The following is a 16,294-nucleotide window of genomic DNA, read 5'->3' as shown; positions in this document are numbered from 1 at the left end:
CCGCCAAACACCCCGACCACGCACACACCCGGCGGCCGACAACGCCACCGCAAGGACCGCCCACCTTCGTCGCCGCCGCCCCCACCCCACACCCCGGCCACCCGCCGCCCAGCCAGGGCCCGCCAGCGGGGAACCAGCCGAGCCGCCCACCCACCCGCACCGCGAGGAATCACCGATAGCCGATGTTCCGGAACCGAACGCCCAGTTCCGCCGCTCCCGTGCTCAGAGCCCCGGCTCCGTCTAACGGCGTGGGGCCGCTTGGACCACGGTGACCCACGCGGCGGGCTATGGGATGCCGCCTATCCCCGTCCCCTGCAGGCGTCGGAGAGAGGAACGGCGGGGAAGTGACCAGGTCACGGACGCGAACGCTCAGGCGCCCTCAGGGGCGGTCGGGGGTGCGCCCGGTCGGGTCCGCGCCACCCTCCTCCCCCGTGCCGAGTGCCCGCACCCCGGTGGCCTCTACCTCCACCGTTCCGCCTCCGCCACGGGCCGCGCGCCGATAGCGGCGGCGAAGTGCCCCCGACACCTGCACCAGGTCGCCGATCCGCCACCCCCGGACCGCCTCCCGGATGTCCGGGCGGAAGCTCACGCAGGTGAACGGGTCGGCCTGGGGGCCGCGGCGGAGGTCCGACGGGGGCCGCGCCACCGAGATGCGCCAGCTGACCAGGTGCTCGCCGCTCGGCAGTTCGCGCACGGACGGCTCGGCGGTGACGCGCCCCGCCAGCACCACCTCGTTGCGGTGGGCCGGGGCGCGGCGGGCGGGCGGGGCGTTCACGGCCGCTGGGGCGGCCGCGGTGGACGGCACGGACGGAATCCGGGGCATATGCGCCTCCCGACGATGGGGTCCCCTTCGGGACCGCTCGGTTGTCGGAACCAGGATGCGGCGCGGGCGCCGTCCCCGTCAGCGCCGATCGCGCGCCTGTGGACGGAGGAACGGAGCCGGGGACCGCGGCGACGGGGGCCGGTGGGCCCCCTCCCGGGGCCGGTGAACTAGATTCGGGTCCGACTTCGCAGAAGGGAGTACAGCGGTGGACGCGAGCGAGGGCATCACCGCCCTGGGTGAAGAGGTCTTCGCCATCGACACGATGATGGCCGGGTACCCGGGGATCACCTCCAGCTACCTCATCCGCACCGAGCGGCCGTGCGTGGTGGAGGTCGGCACCGCCGGCTCCGCCGAGGTGCTCCGCGACCGGATGGGCGCGCTCGGCATCGGCCCCGACGACCTGGCCACCATCGTGGTCACCCACATCCACCTGGACCACGCCGGCGGCGTTGGCGACATCGCCCGCATGTTCCCGCGCGCCGAGATCGTGGTGCACGAGCGCGGCGCCCGCCACCTGGCCGACCCCGGTCGGCTCATGCGCTCGGCGCGGATGGTCTGGGGCGACCGGCTGGACACCCTGTTCGGGGAGATGCGTCCCTCCGACTCCGCCCGCATCCGCTCCGTCGGCACCACCGGCGAGGTGGAGCTGGGCGCCGGGCGCAAGCTCGTCGCGCACTACTCCCCCGGTCACGCCAAGCACCATGTCGGCCTCACCGACACCGCCACCGGCGACCTGTACACCGGCGACGCCCTCGGCGTGTACAACCCCTACACCGGGGACGTGCGCCCCGCGACCCCGCCGCCGGACTTCGACTTCGCGGCGGCGCAGCGCTCCCTGGACCTGTTCTCCGACATCGGCGCCCGCCGCCTGATGTTCTCCCACTTCGGCGCGGTCGAAGAGGTCGAGGGAACGCTGGAGCGGGCCCGGGAGGAGCTGCACGCCTGGGTGGAGGAGGTGCGCCGGGCGCGCGCCTCGGTCGGAGACCTGGACCACGCGGTGGCCATGGTCCGCGACGCCGTGCAGAAGCGCTACCGGCCGCTGCCCGACGACGCCCCCGCCGAGTCGGCCGAGGTGATGGACATCCTCAGCGGCGTGGAGGGCAACACCAGCGGGATCTGGCACTGGCTGGACCGCTTGGAGGAGGAGCAGAAGGAACAGAAGGAGCGGCAGGGCGGCGCCGACGGGCAGCTGCGCTGAGCCCCGGCCGCCGGGACGCGGAGGAGTGCGGGGGGCACGGGAGTGCCGGGGCACGGAAGCGCGAGCGCATGGCCCCGGCCCCGGCCTCGGCCCCGGTGGCGGTCACCGGTCATCGGTCGGCGCTCGGCGGTCACCGGCGGAGGTCACGGCACGCCCGGAAGCCCCAGTTCCCGCAACAGGTGGGCATAGATGCCGTCGTCCCAGGACAGCGCGTCCGGGAGGGTGTCGAAGGAGCGCACCTCGACGGTCTCGAAGTCCCCGCTGAGCGGGCGGAACGCCCGCGCCTCGGCGCAGGTGACCACGGTGGTGTGCCCGTCGGCGAGAACATAGTGCCCGGCCGTGCGGACCTCCCCCAGCTCCGCCCCCGCCTCCTCGCGGGCCTCGCGGCGGGCGGTCGCCTCCGGGTCCTCTCCCGGCTCGGCGTGGCCGCCGGGGAACTCCCAGGCGCGGTCGCGGTGGCGCACCAGGACCGGCCGCCCGCGGTCGAAGAGCAGGCAGACCACCGAGTCGTGGCGGTCGGGGAGGGCGCCGACGCGCACCACCGCGCCGCCGAGGTCGGGTGCGGGCACGGCGGCTATCCTACCCTGCGGCGCCGAACAGGTGCCGGGACGCCGTACCCCGCCGACCGTGACGGAACGTGAAAGGCTGTCATCGAGATCTCACGGCAGCGGGGAACCTGCTGGTCAGGAGGGTATGAACGATCTCCGTCACGCACGGTGATTTGTATACAGTCCGGTGCATAAGGCAGTGTTAAGGAAGCGCAGTGCCGTGCTGCGCACTGGTGTGCCGGGAAGTCTGGTCGGCGACGTACGCAATCCCCAAGGACGACTCGGGAGAACCGCTTATGGTGAAGAAGACCGGTGTGCACGCACTCGCCGACGCACTGCGATCAGACGCGGTCGGCGGATTCCTGCTCATCGGGGCCGCGGCCGTCGCCCTGGTGTGGGCCAATTCCCCCTTCTCCGGGGCCTATGAGGCCATCCGCGACTTCACCATCGGCCCCTCCGCCCCGCTCCACCTGGACCTGACCGTCGGCACCTGGGCCGCCGACGGACTGCTGGCCGTCTTCTTCTTCATCGTCGGAGCCGAGCTCAAGCACGAGTTCGTGCACGGCGAGCTGCGCAACCCGCGCCGCGCCATGCTGCCGATCGTCGCCGCCGTCGGCGGCATGATCGTCCCGGCGCTCATCTTCGCCGGGATGAACATGGCCCGCCCCGAGGACATCGGCGGCTGGGGCATTCCGATGGCCACCGACATCGCCTTCGCGCTCGCCATCCTGGCGATCATCGGCAAGTCGCTGCCCCCGGCCCTGCGGACCTTCCTGCTGACCCTGGCGATCGTCGACGACCTGGGCGCGATCACGGTCATCGCGATCTTCTACACCGACGACCTGAAGTTCACCTACCTGTTCGCCGCCGTGGCGCTGCTGGTGGTCTTCGGGTTCCTGCAGCAGGGCCGCGGCATCGCGGCGGTGCTCAACCGCTCAGCCGTGCCCAACTGGGTCGTCTACCTCCCGCTGGCATTCCTCATCTGGGCGTTCATGCACGAGAGCGGCGTGCACGCCACCATCGCCGGTGTGGCCATGGGCATGCTGATGCGCAGCCGCATCCGCGGCGGCGAGCACGAGTCGCCCCTGCACCACGTCGAGCACATGCTGCGCCCCTGGTCCATGGGGCTGGCGCTGCCCATCTTCGCCCTGTTCTCCGCCGGCGTCGTCTTCTCCGGCATCGGCTCGATGTTCACCGACACCGTCGCCCTGGGCGTCATCGCGGGCCTGGTGGTCGGCAAGCTCATCGGCATCCTCGGCGGGGCCTGGCTGACCACCAAGCTCACCTCCGCCGAGCTCAATCCGACGCTGCAGTGGGTCGACATCGCGGGCATGTCCCAGCTCGCCGGGATCGGCTTCACCGTGTCGCTGCTCATCAGCGAACTGGCCTACGAGCCGGGGCTCACCCTGGACCACGCCAAGGGCGGCGTGCTCATCGCCTCGCTGGTGGCGACGGTGCTGGCCTCGCTGGTGCTCACGCGCCGCAGCGCCCACTACCGCAAGCACGGCATCCCCACGGAGGAGCCCGCCGAGCAGAACTGACCCCTCCCGCCCCGGAAGACCGGGGCAGGGCGGCGCACGCCGAGAGGACGCGTGGGGCGACCGGGCCGAGGGGGCCGGTCGCCCCACCGCTGTTCCACCCCACCGCCCCGGGCCTGGCCGGGGCGCCGGCCCCCGCGGCCCGTTCCGCCCCCGGCCAAGCCAGTAGGGCGGGAGGCACGAAGGCACACGAAGAGGAGGGGCGCCCGCCGGCATGGCGGGCGCCCCTCCTCTGACGATCACCGCTCAGGCCTCCCGGGCGCCCCGCCCCTCCGGGCCGTCGTGGTCCTCCGTGCCGCCCACGGCCTCGGGGTCCTCGGCGTCCGCCCAGACGACGCCGTCGTCCACCGCGACCAGCTCGATGCCCTCCAGCTCGGCCAGGCGCTCGTCGGCGTCGGTCTGGCCCTCGCGGTCCACGGCCGAGGCGCGCGCGAAGTACTCCCGCGCGTCCTTCTCCCGCCCCAGCTCCTCCAGGACGTCGGCGTAGGCGTAGAACAGGCGCGCGGCCCACGGGCGGGCCCGGCGCTCCTTGAGCTCGGGCACCTGCAGCTCCACCAGGGCCGCCTCGGGCCGCCCCATGTCGCGGCGGGCGCCGGAGGCGACGATGCGCAGCTCCACGCGGGCGTCCGTGTCCAGCTCCTCGGCCTCCGGCGAGCGGGCCAGCTCCAGCGCGCGCTCCGGACGGCCCAGGCCGCGTTCGCAGTCGGCCATCACCGCCAGGTAGGCGGAGCTGCCGTTGATGCGCCGCGCCGCGCGCAGGTCGGACAGGGCCTCCTGCCACTTGCCCACGTTGTAGGCGGCCACGCCCGCGGCCTCGCGCACGGCCGCCACACGGGAGGCGCGGCGGCGGGCGTAAGTGGCGTGCGTGTAGGCGGCCTCGGGGTCCTCGTCGAGGAGGCGTCCGGCGGCGGCCAAATGGCGCCCGACGACCTGCGCCAGGGAGCGCGGCAGGGTCGCCAGCTCGCGGCGGACGTCTCCGGCCAGCTCGCGGTCGCTGACGTCCTCGGGCAGGGACGGGCCCTTCTCCCTCTCCTCGCGCCGGGTGTCGTCGGCATTGTGGCGGTCCCGCCGGTCGCCGCGCTGCCCGCCGCGCCGCTCCCCGCGCTCGCCGCGCTCGTTGCCGGGACGACCTCCGCCGCGGCCGCCGTCGAACCGGCGCCCGCCGCCGCCGCGTGGGCCTCCTCCGCGGCCACCGCCCCCGCGGGGACCGCCGCCGCGCGCACCGCCGCCGCGCGCACCGCCGCCGCGCGCACCGCCGCCGCGGGGGCCGCCGGACCCGGGCCGGCCGCCGCCTCGCCCGCGGCCGCCCGACCCGCCGGGGCGGCCTCCCTGGTCACGCGCTCCGGAGCCGTCGCGGCCCCCCGATCGGCTGTCGTCAGTCATGTCCCGTTCCGTAAGCAGTCAAAAGCGCCGCCGCGTTCCGCGACAGCGCAAAGAGATTCCCAGATCATCCACTTTACGTCATCGGCCGGGCTTACGCGCCTCGATCAGGGCGCGCGAGGCGTGCGCCACGAAGGGCCCATCGGACACGATCCGCCGGTGCAGCGTCCGCGGCCGCTCGCGGTGGGCCGCCGCCCCGAAACCGGGCACCAGCCACACCCCCTTGCGCAGCAGGTACACGACCGCCCCCACGTCGGAGAACTCTATCCGCAGGCGCTCGGAGCGCAGGTCCACCACCTCCAGCCCGGCGGCGCGGGCCGCTGCCGCCTCGTCGTCCGGGCGGCGCTCCCTGCGCGCGGCGGGCTGCGGCCCCAGGAAGAACCCGACCAGGTCGAACGCGCTCGCCGGGCCGACGTGCTGGGCCAGGTAGGAGCCGCCGGGCCGCAGCACCCGGGACACCTCGCCCCACGGCACCGTGGCCGGGCGGCGTCACGAGACCAGGTCGAAGACCTCCGCGGCGAACGGCAGCGGCCCCGCGTCGGCCGCGGCGACCACGGCGCCGCGCAGCGGCCGCAGCCGCGCCGCCGCGCGGACGAGATTCGGCTCCCACGACGCGGGCGCCACCGTCAGCGGGGGTGCCGCGCCCGCCGGGTCCACGGTGCCCGCCGGCACCTCTCCCCCGCCGGTATGCAGGTCGAGCACGGCCGGGGCCCGCGCCAGGCGGGAGGCCGGCAGGCCCTGCTCGCCCCACGACGGCCGCTCCCCGGTGGCGCGCCCGTCCAGCCAGGAGAAGTCCCACCCGTCGACGGGCGCGGCCGCGCCCTCCTCCACCAGATCCTCGAATGCGCGCTCCATAACGATCATTTCTCCGGATTCGGCCGTGTGTGCGATGAGTTCCGCGCTCCCCGCGAGTCGGTACTGCGAGGGACCGCACGAGCGGCACATCGACAGGAAAGAGGCATCACCCATGGCAGAACACCTCGACCTCGGCCCCGCGGCCCGGCGCCTCGCCGCCCTGGCCGCCGACACCCCCGACGCGCGGCTCGGCGCCCCCACACCGTGCACCGGGATGGACGTCGCGGGCCTGTTGGACCACGTGCTCATGCTCTCCCTGGCGTTCCGCCGGGCCGCGGAGAAGGCCAACTCGGCCGACGACGGCCCGCCGCCGGAGGCCGACGGGGACAACCTGCCCGCGGACTGGAGGGAGGAGTTGTCGCGGCGGCTCGACGCGCTGGCCGAGGCCTGGCGCGCACCCGAGGCCTGGGAGGGCGAGACGGCCGCCGGCGGTGTCACCCTGTCGGGCGGGGAGGCGGGGGCCGTCGCGCTGAACGAGCTGATCCTGCACGGGTGGGACCTGGCCCGCGCGACGGGTCGGGACTACACGTGCGAGGAGTGGGAGGCCCAGGTGAGCCACGACTTCGCGGCGAGCGTGCCGGACATCCCGGAGGCGCGGGCGGGCCTGTTCGGCCCCGTCGTCGCGGTCCCGGACGGCGCCCCGCTGTTCGACCGGGCGCTGGGTTACAGCGGGCGGGACCCGGGCTGGTCGGCCTGACCCAGCACCGCCGCGACGATCCCCCGCACGTCCTCGGGCTCCGGCGCGGCGCCCTCCCGGTCCGCGAACCGCAGGTGCGCCGCGCCGACGAGCGCCGGGGCGAGCATGCCCGGGTCCGCCTCGGGGGGCACCCGCCCCAGCCGCTGTTCGGCCGCGAGGTAGGCGGCGATCGCCTCCGTGGCCTCGGCCAGAACCGGGATGCCCGCGCCCTGGGGCCCACGCAGGGCGCGCAGCCGGGCGCGCAGCCCGTCCCGGAAGGTGACCAGCGGGACCACCGCCGCCGCGACGGACCCGAACAGGTCGGCGAGCTCCTCGGCCAGGTTGCCCGCCACCGTCCCCGTCCCGGCGGCGCCGAGCAGGGCCGGGGCCCGGGCCTCGATCCGCGCGGCGCGGTCCTGGACGAGCTCGGCGAGGAAGCCGTCGAAGTCGGTGAAGTGCCGGTGCAGGACGCCCTTCGCGCATCCGGCCTCGTCGGTCACGACGCGGCTGGTCAGGGCCTGCGGCCCGTCCCGGACGAGGATGCGCTCGGCGGCCCCGAAGAGGCGGGCGCGGACGTCGCGGATGTGCACCCCGGTGGGCATCGCTCCCGACCTCCCGCCTGTCGCCGCCGCACGGTCCCGGTTCCGGCCCACCCTTCCAGAGTGGGCATGTGCCCATTATAGTGGGCGCATGCCCACTCAATCCGGGGATCCCGCACCCCACCGGCACCGCCGCACCGCCGAGTCGTTCGGTGTCGACGCCGAACGCTACGACCGCACCCGCCGCCGGTACCCCCGGGCGCTGATCGACCGCATCGCCGCGGCGCTCCCCGGCCCCCGCGTGCTCGACGCCGGCTGCGGCACCGGCATCGTGGCCCGGCAGTTCCGCGACGCGGGCCACGACGTCCTCGGCGTCGAACCGGACGCACGCATGGCCGAATTCGCCCGGGGCACGGGCATCGGCGTCGAGACGGCCCGCTTCGAAGAGTGGGACCCGAACGGGCGCACGTTCGACGCCGTGGTCTCCGGCCAGGCCTGGCACTGGATCGACCCCGCGGAGGGGGCCGTCAGGGCCGCCCGGGCCCTGCGCGGCGGAGGCGTGCTCTCCGTGTTCTGGCACGCCTTCCACCCACCGTCAGCGGTCGCGGAGGCCTTCGCGGACGCCTTCGAGCAGGCGGCCCCCGACGCCCCGTTCGACGTGCGCGCCCTGGACAAGGGCAGCGCCGGACACGAAGCCTTCCTCGCCCCCGCCGAAGAGGGCATGAAGGCGGCCGGCGCGTTCACCGCCCCCGAACGGTGGCGGTTCGACTGGGAATGCCGCTACACCCGCGACGAATGGCTCGACCAGCTCCCGACGCACGGAGCGCTCACCCGCCTCCCGCCCGAGGCGGCGGACGGCATCCTCCGCAAGGTCGGTGAGGCCATCGACGCCTTGGGCGGCGAATTCACCGTCGAATACAGCACGGTGGCGGTGACCGCCATGACCGTCGCGGCACCCGGCACGCCCGACGGCGAAACGGCCGATCCACCGCAGGCCGAGTAGGTGCACACGGCATCTCAGGGTGGTGTCCGCCGGGGTGGCGGAACCTTCGGCGGCCGTGGCCGCCGTCGGTCTACGCCCTTCGGCCGTCCGCCGACAGGAGGGACGCTGAGCACGGCGCTGACCTGGTTCGATGGAAACGGCACCACTCCAGCGAACGCGCCCCCTGCGGCGATGATCCGGTCGGCAGCGGCCGGGACCGGCGGACCCCGTCCTCCTGCCGGGGCCTCCACATCCGTAACGCGACGGTGTCGCGCTCCTTCGGACGCGACCCGGCTGGTACCTCCTGGACGAGTGGCCGGACCGGCCTCCGGCCCCGGTCGGGGGGATACCACCGGCGCCGTCGGGACGGTGCACCGCCCTGGCGCTCACGTCCGGCGCAGCGCCGCAACCTCCGTTCGGCAGACCAGCCGAGTCCTCACGGATGCGAGGCGGGCCGGGTCCGGCCCGCCTTAGCGGGCGGCCGACGGGCCGCCCCGCTCCGGTGGCCCCCTCCTCCCGACGGCCCACTCGCTATGCCCCAGGGCATAGCGCGGTCCCGACCCCGCGACGATGTGCCGCACCGCGCCCACTGCCTACCTTCGGTCGCGTCAGCGACGCGAACGGCGTCGACGCGTACGACCGGGGAGGCGCCCTCGTGCTCGCAGTGCGGGAACTCACCAAACGCTACGGCGGGACCACCGCCGTCGACGCCCTCACCTTCGACGTCCGGCCCGGCCAGGTGACCGGCTTCCTCGGGCCGAACGGCGCGGGGAAATCGACGACCATCCGCCTGCTGCTCGGGCTGGACCGGCCGACCTCCGGGCGCGCCCTGGTGAACGGGCGCCGGTACACCGACCTGCCCCGGCCCGAACGGGAGGTCGGGGCGCTGCTCGACGGCGGGGCGGCGCACCCCGGGCGCAGCGCCCGCGCCCACCTGCTCGCCCTCGCCCGCGCGACCGGCCTGCCGCGCCGCCGCGTGGACGAGGTGCTCGGCACGGTCGGGCTCACCGACGTCGCGGGCCGCCGGGTGGGCGGCTTCTCCCTGGGCATGCGGCAGCGCCTGGGCATCGCCGCGGCGCTGCTCGGCGACCCCGGGTGCCTCGTCTTCGACGAACCGGTCAACGGGCTCGACATCGACGGGGTGCGCTGGGTCCGCGGGCTCATGCGGGACCTGGCCGACGAAGGGCGCACCGTCTTCGTCTCCAGCCACCTGATGACCGAGATGCAGCAGGTGGCCGACCGGCTGGTGGTGGTCGGGGGCGGCCGCCTGGTCACCGAGGCGCCCATGGCGGAGCTGATTGAGGCGTGGTCGCACGCCCGGACCGTCGTCCGCACCCCCGATCCGGGAATTCTCGCGGACCGGCTGCGCGGCCGGGGCGCGCACGGGCGCCGGGTCGACGTGGAGCAGGGCCGGGACGGGGGACTGCGGGTCCAGGGGGCCGGGCCCGAGGAGGTGGGCGACGCCGCGCACCGGGCGGGTGTGCGGGTGCACGCCCTGTACCGCGAAGAGGCGTCGCTGGAGCGGGCCTACCTCGAACTGACCGAGGGCACGGTGCGCCACGCCGCCTCCGGGAGCGGGGCCCCACGGGGCGCGGACGCCGCCCTCGCCCGTGACGGAGGGGACGGCGACGCGCGGCGCGACAGGGGCCGCCGTGCGGAGCGCGACGACGGCCGTCGAGCGGACCCGGACGGCGGCACCGGCGGCACGACCGGGCGTGACGGGCACGGGCAGGACCACGACGCGGTGGAGGAGGACCGGTGAACCCGACGACGACCACGGACACGGACGCGCGCACACCGACCGGCACCGGCGCGAGCACGGGCTCGGGCCCAGGGCGCGGGGACGGGCGCCCCTCGGCGCTCCGCTCGCTCGGCCGGGCCGTGGCCATGGAGTGGACGAAGACCGCCTCCCTGCGCACCACATGGTGGTGCGTGGGCCTGGCGCTGGCCGCGATGGCGGTGTTCGCCGCCCTGATGGGCGTGACGAAGGCCCAGGAGGTCACCGACAACCCCGATGCGGCGAGCGGGGTCTCCTACACCATGCTCGTCTCTCAGGGCGTGTTCTACCTGGTCCAGTTCGCGGTGGTCACCCTCGCCGCGCTCACCTCCACCGGGGAGTTCCACGGCCGCGGCGCCTCCTCCACCCTGCTGGCCGTCCCCCGGCGCGGCCGCGTCCTGGCGGCGCGCTCCCTGATCGCCGCCGGATTCGGGTTCGCCGTCGGGGCGGCGACCACGGCCCTGGGCGTCGGGGTGCTGCGCCTGGTGATCGGCGACCTCGCCCCCGTGGACGCGGGCGGCGCGGTCCGCACGGTCCTGGCCTCCGGGGTGGGCATGGCGCTGTTCGCGATCCTGTTCACCGGGGTCGGCACCGCCGTGCGCAGCACCGCCGGGACCATCGCGATCGGCTTCCTGCTCCTGCTGGGCCTGCCGATGGTGATGCAGCTCAGCGGGCTGCAGGTGGTGAACGACCTCTCCGCGCTCCTGCCCGGCCCCGCCGGGGCCGAGTTCTACGCCTTCGGCGACGTCGGCTTCTACACCGCTCCCGTCGACGGCCCGGTCAACCTGGCCACGGTCCTGGGCTGGACCGCGGCCGCCCTGATCGTCGGGGCCGCGGAGTTCCGCCTGCGCGACGCCTGAGGGCGGAGCACGCCGGACGCCGACGGCCGCGCCCCGGACCATGCGGTCCGGGGCGCGGAGAGCCGGGCGGAGGGGACTCCGGAGACCCCGCCTAGGCGGGGGGATCGATCAGCTCGGCGTCGGGGTGCTCCGGCGAGGGGCCGTCCAGCAGCGGGCGCTCCTCGCCCCGCAGGTACTCGTCGAAGAACGCGGTGAGGTAGGCGCGCTGCGCCGCCACGCTCCGCTCGGGGCCGATGGTCCCGATGGAGGCGTCCACCGTCCGCTCCCAGGCGGGCCCCGACGGGTCGGCCCCCTCCTCGAGCTGGTGGAGGTACCACTGGGTGTCGATGAAGCTCATGTGCTCCCCCTCCTCCAGGTACACCTCCACGGTGGGGCCGGTCGAGGCGGCGCGGAACATCTCCCAGTCGGGCGACTCGCGGCTGGTGTGCGGATACCCCGCCGAGCTCCACCCCCCGCCCATGATCATGAACGGCCGGTCCGAACCGTTCGTGTTGGACCGGCCCCACACCTCGTCGGGGACGTGGTAGCCGATGCTGCCGTCCAAGTCGGCACCGGCGTCGATGCGGTCGTCGACGACCATCAGCTCGGCCGCGGTGAACCCGCCCGCGGAGTGGCCGAACATGCCGACCGAGGACAGGTCCATCGCCCCGGCCAGGCCGGGAGGCACCTCCCCCGCACCGTCGGCGCCCTCCACAGCGCTCCCGAGGGCCGAGGCCCCCGCCCCGTCCGCGGCCTGCTCCAGCATGTCCAGGACGAACCGCGCATCGTCCTGGCGCACCCCGATCGCCTCCCGGTACATCTCCGTCGCCCCCATCTGCTCGGGGACGGCCGACCGCACGACCCTGCCGTCCGCCAGCTCCACGGCGATGGACTCGTACGGGTGGTCCATCGCCACCACCACGTACCCCTGCGAGGCCAGCTCCTCCAACTGCGCGGTCGCCTGGTAGCGCGTCTGGTTGAACCCGTGCGAGTACAGCACGACCGGGAGGGACCCCGCGTCGGCGGCGACGTCGGCGCCGAGCCGGGCGTTGGCCCGCGAGGCGCCGATGTCCACCGCGTCGCGCGACAGGCCCACCTTCTCCACCTGGGAGAGCAGGTAGTCGCCGACGGCGCCGGAGGCGTAGGGCGCCCGAGGACCGACGCCGCCCTTCCGCGCCGGATACCAGACGGAGAGCATGAGCTCCCGCCGCTCGGATCCTTCGACCCACGGGTGGCCCCGGCTCTCGTCGACCAGTTCGAGGTCCACCCGGCCGACGGCATGGCTCCCCGTCGGCTCGGGCGGGCGCAAAACCACCGGCTCCTGCGCGGTGACCGCCGCGACCGCCGACGGAACGCCGCACGACACGGCGAGCACGACCGCCGCGGCCCCGTGGTTCAGCGCGCGGCGGGACCCTCCGGTGAGGCCGTGTTCGGTTGTTCTGTCCTTTTTCACCATGCGACCGATCATCACGGCGCGCCCCTCTCGGAGGCATCGGCTCGTGGACGGAACCGCGCTATCCCCATCGGCATAGTCGTCCTGGGGCAGGGAGAGGCGGGACCGAGCCGTCACTCAGCGGCCGGTGACGCGCCACCGCCCGGGGAGGCGACGCCGGAGACGAGGCCCGCCTCGTAGGCGAGGATCGCGGCCTGGACCCGGTTGCGGACGCCGAGCCGGGACAGGAGGGCGCCCACGTGCACCTTGACCGTGCCCGGCACGATCCCGAGCCGCCCGGCGATCTCCTCGTTCGACAGCCCTTCACCCAGGTGGGCCAGCACCTCGCGCTCGCGGTCGGAGAGGCGGGCGGTGCGCTCCCGGGCGGCCGCACCGCGCGACATCCGGCCGCCCGTCCCGGTGGAGCCGAGCTCGGTGATCACCCGGCGCGCCACCTCCGGCGACAGGTAGGCGCCCCCGTCCACCACGGCGCGCAGGCCCGCCAGGAGTTCGCGGGGGTCCCCGGTCTTCAGCACGAAGCCGCCGGCGCCGCAGCTCAGCGCCCGGGCGATGTAGGCGTCCTCGGAGAAGGTCGTCAGAATGACCACGGCGGTGCCCGGCTGCTCGGCCATGATGGCCTCGGCCGCCTCAAGGCCGTCGGTGCCCGGCATCTGCACGTCCAGGAGGGCGACGTCGGGCCGGTGCTCGCGTACCAGCGCGACGGCCTCCGCGCCGTCGGAGGCCTCCCCGACGACCTCGATGCCGGGGTCCGCACCCAGGATGGCGCACAGCCCGGCACGCACCATCCGCTCGTCGTCGGCGAGCACGACGCGGATCGCCGTGCCCGCCTCGCCCGTTCCCTCCGCCGTCGATCGACCCACCGGGCCAGACTAGCGGGGGTCACCGGCCCGACGGATCGGGGCGGGCGAGGGGCCCAGCAGCGGGGATCACTCCTGCCGGTGGACCACGTCCTTGGCGACGAGGCGCCCGTCGGCGAAGCACAGCCGGTAGAGGGGAGGCAGCCCGTTCTCGTACTCGACCAGGTAGTACCGGCACCGGGCCCCGGGCGGCGCGGGCGGGCCGCCGGTGGGATCGTCCGGAGGGTAGTGGAAGAGCGGAAGCTCAGCATCGACGGTCGCCTCGGCGTCACCGACGCGCATGCTCTCGTAGTCGGAGCGCGGGAGCACCGTGTTCACCCCGACGGTCCAGAGCGCGCCGAACCCCAGGGTGGTGAAGACGGCCGCCAGGACGCTCGGCACCACGACAGCGGCGATGAGCCAGCGTCGGGCCCCGTCACGGGCACGGCGCATCCGGGACGCCGTCTCAGTCTCCGTTCCCGCACGCTCTGCCCGCTCTCTCCGCTCCGTCCGAACTCCAGGGGCGGGTTCCGCTTCCGTCGTCACGGCGGTCGTGGCGGTCACGGTGGGGGCATCGGTGGTGTCATCAGGATGGGTATCGGAGATGCGGGCGGTGACGGTGAAGCCGCCCTCGTCGTTCCGCCCCGCCGAGAAGGCTCCGCCGGCCGACTCGACGAGGCCGCGCAGTTCGGCCAGGCCGGAACCGTTGCCCTTGGTCCTGCTGCCAGGCCCACCGACCACACCACCGGTATCGACGATGCGGACCGACGTGGCTCCCTCCTCCAGCAGGAGCCGCACCGCCACCCGCGAGCCCGGCGCGTACCGGGCCGCGTTGGTCAGCGCCTCTTGAACGACGAGGTGAGCGACGTGGCCGGAGGAGCCTGTGGAGATCGGGGCCGTTCCCTCTCGGACGAGGGCCACCTCCATCCCCGCACCGGCCGCACGATCCACCGCAGCGGCGACGGCCTCATCGCCCGGCACCTGCACCGACCGCCCGTCCCCGGGTTCGGACGTCCCGGGCTCGGACGTCCCGGCCTCGGGGGGTGTCGGCGCGCCGACCGTGGCCCCGGCTTCGAGGGCACGGGTTCCAGGGGCCCCGGTCTCGGCACGGAGCACCCCGATGATCTCCCGCAGCCTCAGATTGGCCGCGTGGGCGGCCACACGCAGCTCGGATGCCGCCTCGCGGGCGCCGTCGTCGTGGACCGTCATCTCCAGCGCGGCCGCACGGACACCGATCAGAGCGAGGTCGTTGCCCAGGGCCCCGTGCATGTCGGTGGCGATACGCGACCGCTCCCGCAGCCGGGCCCGCTCCGCATCGACGTCGCGGGCGAGCTCCATCCGCTCGGCGATCTCCCAGCCGACCGTGCGCAGATCATCGACGCGCCGCCAGTAGCGCCCCAGCAGCCATGGCGCCACGACGGCGCCGACCAGCGCGAGCAGCCCCGACGCCCAGTCGGTGACTCCGGTCAGCGCCTCTCGCAGGTCACCGGAACGAACCCAGGTGAGCGCATTGAACAGCAGCATCACCAGCGCGAGCGTCACCGTCAGAGTGACCACGGGCGCGGTGCGTTCGGACCGGCGGCCCGCGAGGAACGCCAGGACTGGAGCGGGCAGCACATAGGCCAGCGCGAACACGTCGACCACGCCGACGGTCGTGGCCATCGCCTGGACCAAGGGTGCAAGGCAGGCCAACCCCAATGCCGTGACGGGGAACCTCCGCCGGAGAGCGAGCGCGGCGCCGAACAGCAAGGCCGCCATGAGCGTTTCGGCGAGCACCGTGGACCGGTCACGGAGCCCGAACACCTCTGCCGCGAAGAGCCCGACGAGAACCGCCCACAGCAGGGCATCGGTACCGTGACCGGAATACCTCTCCGCCCACGTGAGGAACCGGGAGAGGGAGCCGCCCCGGATCGGCTCTCGCTCGCTCATCGCGACCACCTATCCCCAGTCGCAGGAGTACCCGTAGTGGCGTACCCCGGCGGGGTGGCCGACGGGGAGCGGCTCGCCGTCCAGCGACGGAATCACAATGGAGTCCCATCGGACTCCGGTCGGGGTGAGATGTTCGTCGAGGCGGATGGAGCGGTCGATGCGACCGCCCGAGTACAGGAACAGAGTCAGGTCGACACCGTACGGGGGTTCCCCCACCTCTTCCAGCACCGGAGCCACGAGCCAGGAACAGGCCCAGCGCAGCTCGTCCGGATCAACGGTCACGACGTTCTCAGAATGGGTGAACGAGCCCGAGCCCATTTCGAGCGAGAGCTCGTAGTAGGAGAAGACGGGGTCGTCGGGCACCTCGACGTCGTCGGCCCAAGCGTCCAGCGTCGCGATTCCGGCGTGGGCAGTCGGGTCGTCAGGGGCGGACTGCAGCACCGTCGTGTAGAGGGCACGCGCCTCGTCCCTCCGACGGGCGAGGGAGCGCTCGTCCTCTCCGTGTTCCTCCGCACGGTCGTCATCGATCTTCCAGTAATTGATCTGTTGAACGAGCCGCCCGGCGAGCAGGACGGCGGCGAGGTGATCATCGGCACGGGCCCTGAGTGCTGTCCGGAGCCACTGTTCCTCTGGCCATGTGAGGACGAAGTCCGGATCCATGAGGTGCTCTAGGGAATCGCTCCTGAGCATGGACAGCAAGCGTCCCAGTTCACGCGCTGAGTCAGGGTCGCCGGCGGTGGCCGCGGCACGCAGCCGCTCGATGGTCCCGTCTGTGATCACCATGGCATGCGAGGCTAGCAGAGCCAAAGAAAATAGAATTCACATGTTCACAAGCGTGCGCGCAAAAAAAGAGGAGGCAGGGCCCAAACAAGGACCCCGCCCCCCTTCAAAAAAATGCGGCGGCAACCTACTCTCCCACCC

Annotated in this window: 14 protein-coding genes and 1 pseudogene; 6 read left to right on the top strand and 9 right to left on the bottom strand. The window is 74.1% G+C overall.

Annotated features, from left to right (window positions below; all coding sequences use genetic code 11):
- Positions 1-379: 379 nt before the first annotated feature.
- Positions 380-805 carry a single-stranded DNA-binding protein gene (locus O4U47_RS30080; RefSeq protein ID WP_270681380.1) on the bottom strand — a complete coding sequence of 142 codons (426 nt, stop codon included), beginning with the start codon at positions 803-805 and terminating at the stop codon, positions 380-382.
- Positions 806-1,028: 223 nt separating this feature from the next.
- Between O4U47_RS30080 and O4U47_RS30075 the strand changes: the two genes are divergently transcribed.
- Complete coding sequence (locus tag O4U47_RS30075) at positions 1,029-2,021, top strand: MBL fold metallo-hydrolase (RefSeq protein WP_270681379.1); 993 nt, start codon at positions 1,029-1,031, stop codon at positions 2,019-2,021.
- A gap of 143 nt (positions 2,022-2,164) precedes the next feature.
- On the opposite strand, the gene O4U47_RS30070 is transcribed toward O4U47_RS30075, so the two are convergent.
- Entirely contained in the window at positions 2,165-2,563 is a 399-nt protein-coding gene (locus O4U47_RS30070; RefSeq protein WP_270681381.1) for an NUDIX domain-containing protein, read from the bottom strand.
- Positions 2,564-2,865: 302 nt separating this feature from the next.
- On the opposite strand from O4U47_RS30070, the gene nhaA reads away from it, so the two are divergent.
- Positions 2,866-4,110 (top strand): Na+/H+ antiporter NhaA, encoded by a 1,245-nt coding sequence (gene nhaA / locus O4U47_RS30065; RefSeq protein WP_270681378.1) that lies wholly within the window; start codon positions 2,866-2,868, stop codon positions 4,108-4,110.
- 243 nt (positions 4,111-4,353) lie between these two features.
- Here the strand turns inward: nhaA and O4U47_RS30060 are convergent, their stop codons facing one another.
- Positions 4,354-5,490, bottom strand: coding sequence for a tetratricopeptide repeat protein (locus O4U47_RS30060; protein ID WP_270681377.1), 1,137 nt, complete (start codon positions 5,488-5,490; stop codon positions 4,354-4,356).
- A 78-nt stretch (positions 5,491-5,568) separates the two neighbouring features.
- A pseudogene (locus tag O4U47_RS30055) lies at positions 5,569-6,342 on the bottom strand (SAM-dependent methyltransferase).
- A gap of 112 nt (positions 6,343-6,454) precedes the next feature.
- Here O4U47_RS30055 and O4U47_RS30050 point away from each other — a divergent pair.
- Positions 6,455-7,039: a TIGR03086 family metal-binding protein gene (locus O4U47_RS30050; protein ID WP_270681376.1), complete on the top strand. Its 585-nt coding sequence runs from the start codon at positions 6,455-6,457 to the stop codon at positions 7,037-7,039.
- Here O4U47_RS30050 and O4U47_RS30045 read toward each other — a convergent pair.
- A complete protein-coding gene (locus tag O4U47_RS30045; protein ID WP_270681375.1) occupies positions 7,006-7,620 on the bottom strand; it encodes a TetR/AcrR family transcriptional regulator in 615 nt (204 codons plus the stop codon). The two genes, O4U47_RS30050 and O4U47_RS30045, sit on opposite strands and share 34 nt — an antisense overlap.
- An 88-nt stretch (positions 7,621-7,708) precedes the next feature.
- Between O4U47_RS30045 and O4U47_RS30040 the strand changes: the two genes are divergently transcribed.
- The 3 genes from O4U47_RS30040 (at position 7,709) to O4U47_RS30030 (ending at position 11,176) form a co-directional block, all read left to right on the top strand.
- Entirely contained in the window at positions 7,709-8,560 is an 852-nt protein-coding gene (locus O4U47_RS30040; protein ID WP_270681374.1) for a class I SAM-dependent methyltransferase, read from the top strand.
- 634 nt (positions 8,561-9,194) lie between these two features.
- The gene (locus tag O4U47_RS30035; RefSeq protein ID WP_270681373.1) at positions 9,195-10,301 is read left to right on the top strand and encodes an ABC transporter ATP-binding protein; all 1,107 of its coding nucleotides are present in this window, start codon (positions 9,195-9,197) and stop codon (positions 10,299-10,301) included.
- Positions 10,298-11,176 (top strand): ABC transporter permease, encoded by an 879-nt coding sequence (locus tag O4U47_RS30030; protein WP_270681372.1) that lies wholly within the window; start codon positions 10,298-10,300, stop codon positions 11,174-11,176. Before O4U47_RS30035 ends, O4U47_RS30030 begins: the two co-directional genes overlap by 4 nt.
- Positions 11,177-11,267: 91 nt before the next feature.
- On the opposite strand, the gene O4U47_RS30025 is transcribed toward O4U47_RS30030, so the two are convergent.
- From O4U47_RS30025 to O4U47_RS30010, 4 genes are all read right to left on the bottom strand, one after another.
- Entirely contained in the window at positions 11,268-12,611 is a 1,344-nt protein-coding gene (locus tag O4U47_RS30025; protein WP_270681371.1) for an alpha/beta hydrolase family protein, read from the bottom strand.
- Positions 12,612-12,721: 110 nt separating this feature from the next.
- Positions 12,722-13,468: a response regulator gene (locus O4U47_RS30020; protein ID WP_270681370.1), complete on the bottom strand. Its 747-nt coding sequence runs from the start codon at positions 13,466-13,468 to the stop codon at positions 12,722-12,724.
- 66 nt (positions 13,469-13,534) lie between these two features.
- Positions 13,535-15,373: a sensor histidine kinase gene (locus O4U47_RS30015; protein WP_270681369.1), complete on the bottom strand. Its 1,839-nt coding sequence runs from the start codon at positions 15,371-15,373 to the stop codon at positions 13,535-13,537.
- 9 nt (positions 15,374-15,382) lie between these two features.
- A complete protein-coding gene (locus O4U47_RS30010; RefSeq protein WP_270681368.1) occupies positions 15,383-16,156 on the bottom strand; it encodes a hypothetical protein in 774 nt (257 codons plus the stop codon).
- Positions 16,157-16,294: the final 138 nt, after the last annotated feature.

It is taken from the genome of Nocardiopsis suaedae (assembly GCF_027706745.1).
Classification (GTDB): domain Bacteria; phylum Actinomycetota; class Actinomycetes; order Streptosporangiales; family Streptosporangiaceae; genus Nocardiopsis_A; species Nocardiopsis_A suaedae.
The sequence above is the reverse complement of the archived record's forward strand: the minus strand, read 5'-3'. Positions and strand labels throughout refer to the sequence as shown.

Coding starts and splice junctions, on each gene's coding strand:
- nhaA (WP_270681378.1), top strand. CDS start 2,866: ATGGTGAAGAAGACCGGTGTGCACGCACTCGCCGACGCACTGCGATCA.
- O4U47_RS30060 (WP_270681377.1), bottom strand. CDS start 5,490: ATGACTGACGACAGCCGATCGGGGGGCCGCGACGGCTCCGGAGCGCGT.
- O4U47_RS30050 (WP_270681376.1), top strand. CDS start 6,455: ATGGCAGAACACCTCGACCTCGGCCCCGCGGCCCGGCGCCTCGCCGCC.
- O4U47_RS30045 (WP_270681375.1), bottom strand. CDS start 7,620: ATGCCCACCGGGGTGCACATCCGCGACGTCCGCGCCCGCCTCTTCGGG.
- O4U47_RS30040 (WP_270681374.1), top strand. CDS start 7,709: ATGCCCACTCAATCCGGGGATCCCGCACCCCACCGGCACCGCCGCACC.
- O4U47_RS30025 (WP_270681371.1), bottom strand. CDS start 12,611: ATGGTGAAAAAGGACAGAACAACCGAACACGGCCTCACCGGAGGGTCC.
- O4U47_RS30015 (WP_270681369.1), bottom strand. CDS start 15,373: ATGAGCGAGCGAGAGCCGATCCGGGGCGGCTCCCTCTCCCGGTTCCTC.
- O4U47_RS30010 (WP_270681368.1), bottom strand. CDS start 16,156: ATGGTGATCACAGACGGGACCATCGAGCGGCTGCGTGCCGCGGCCACC.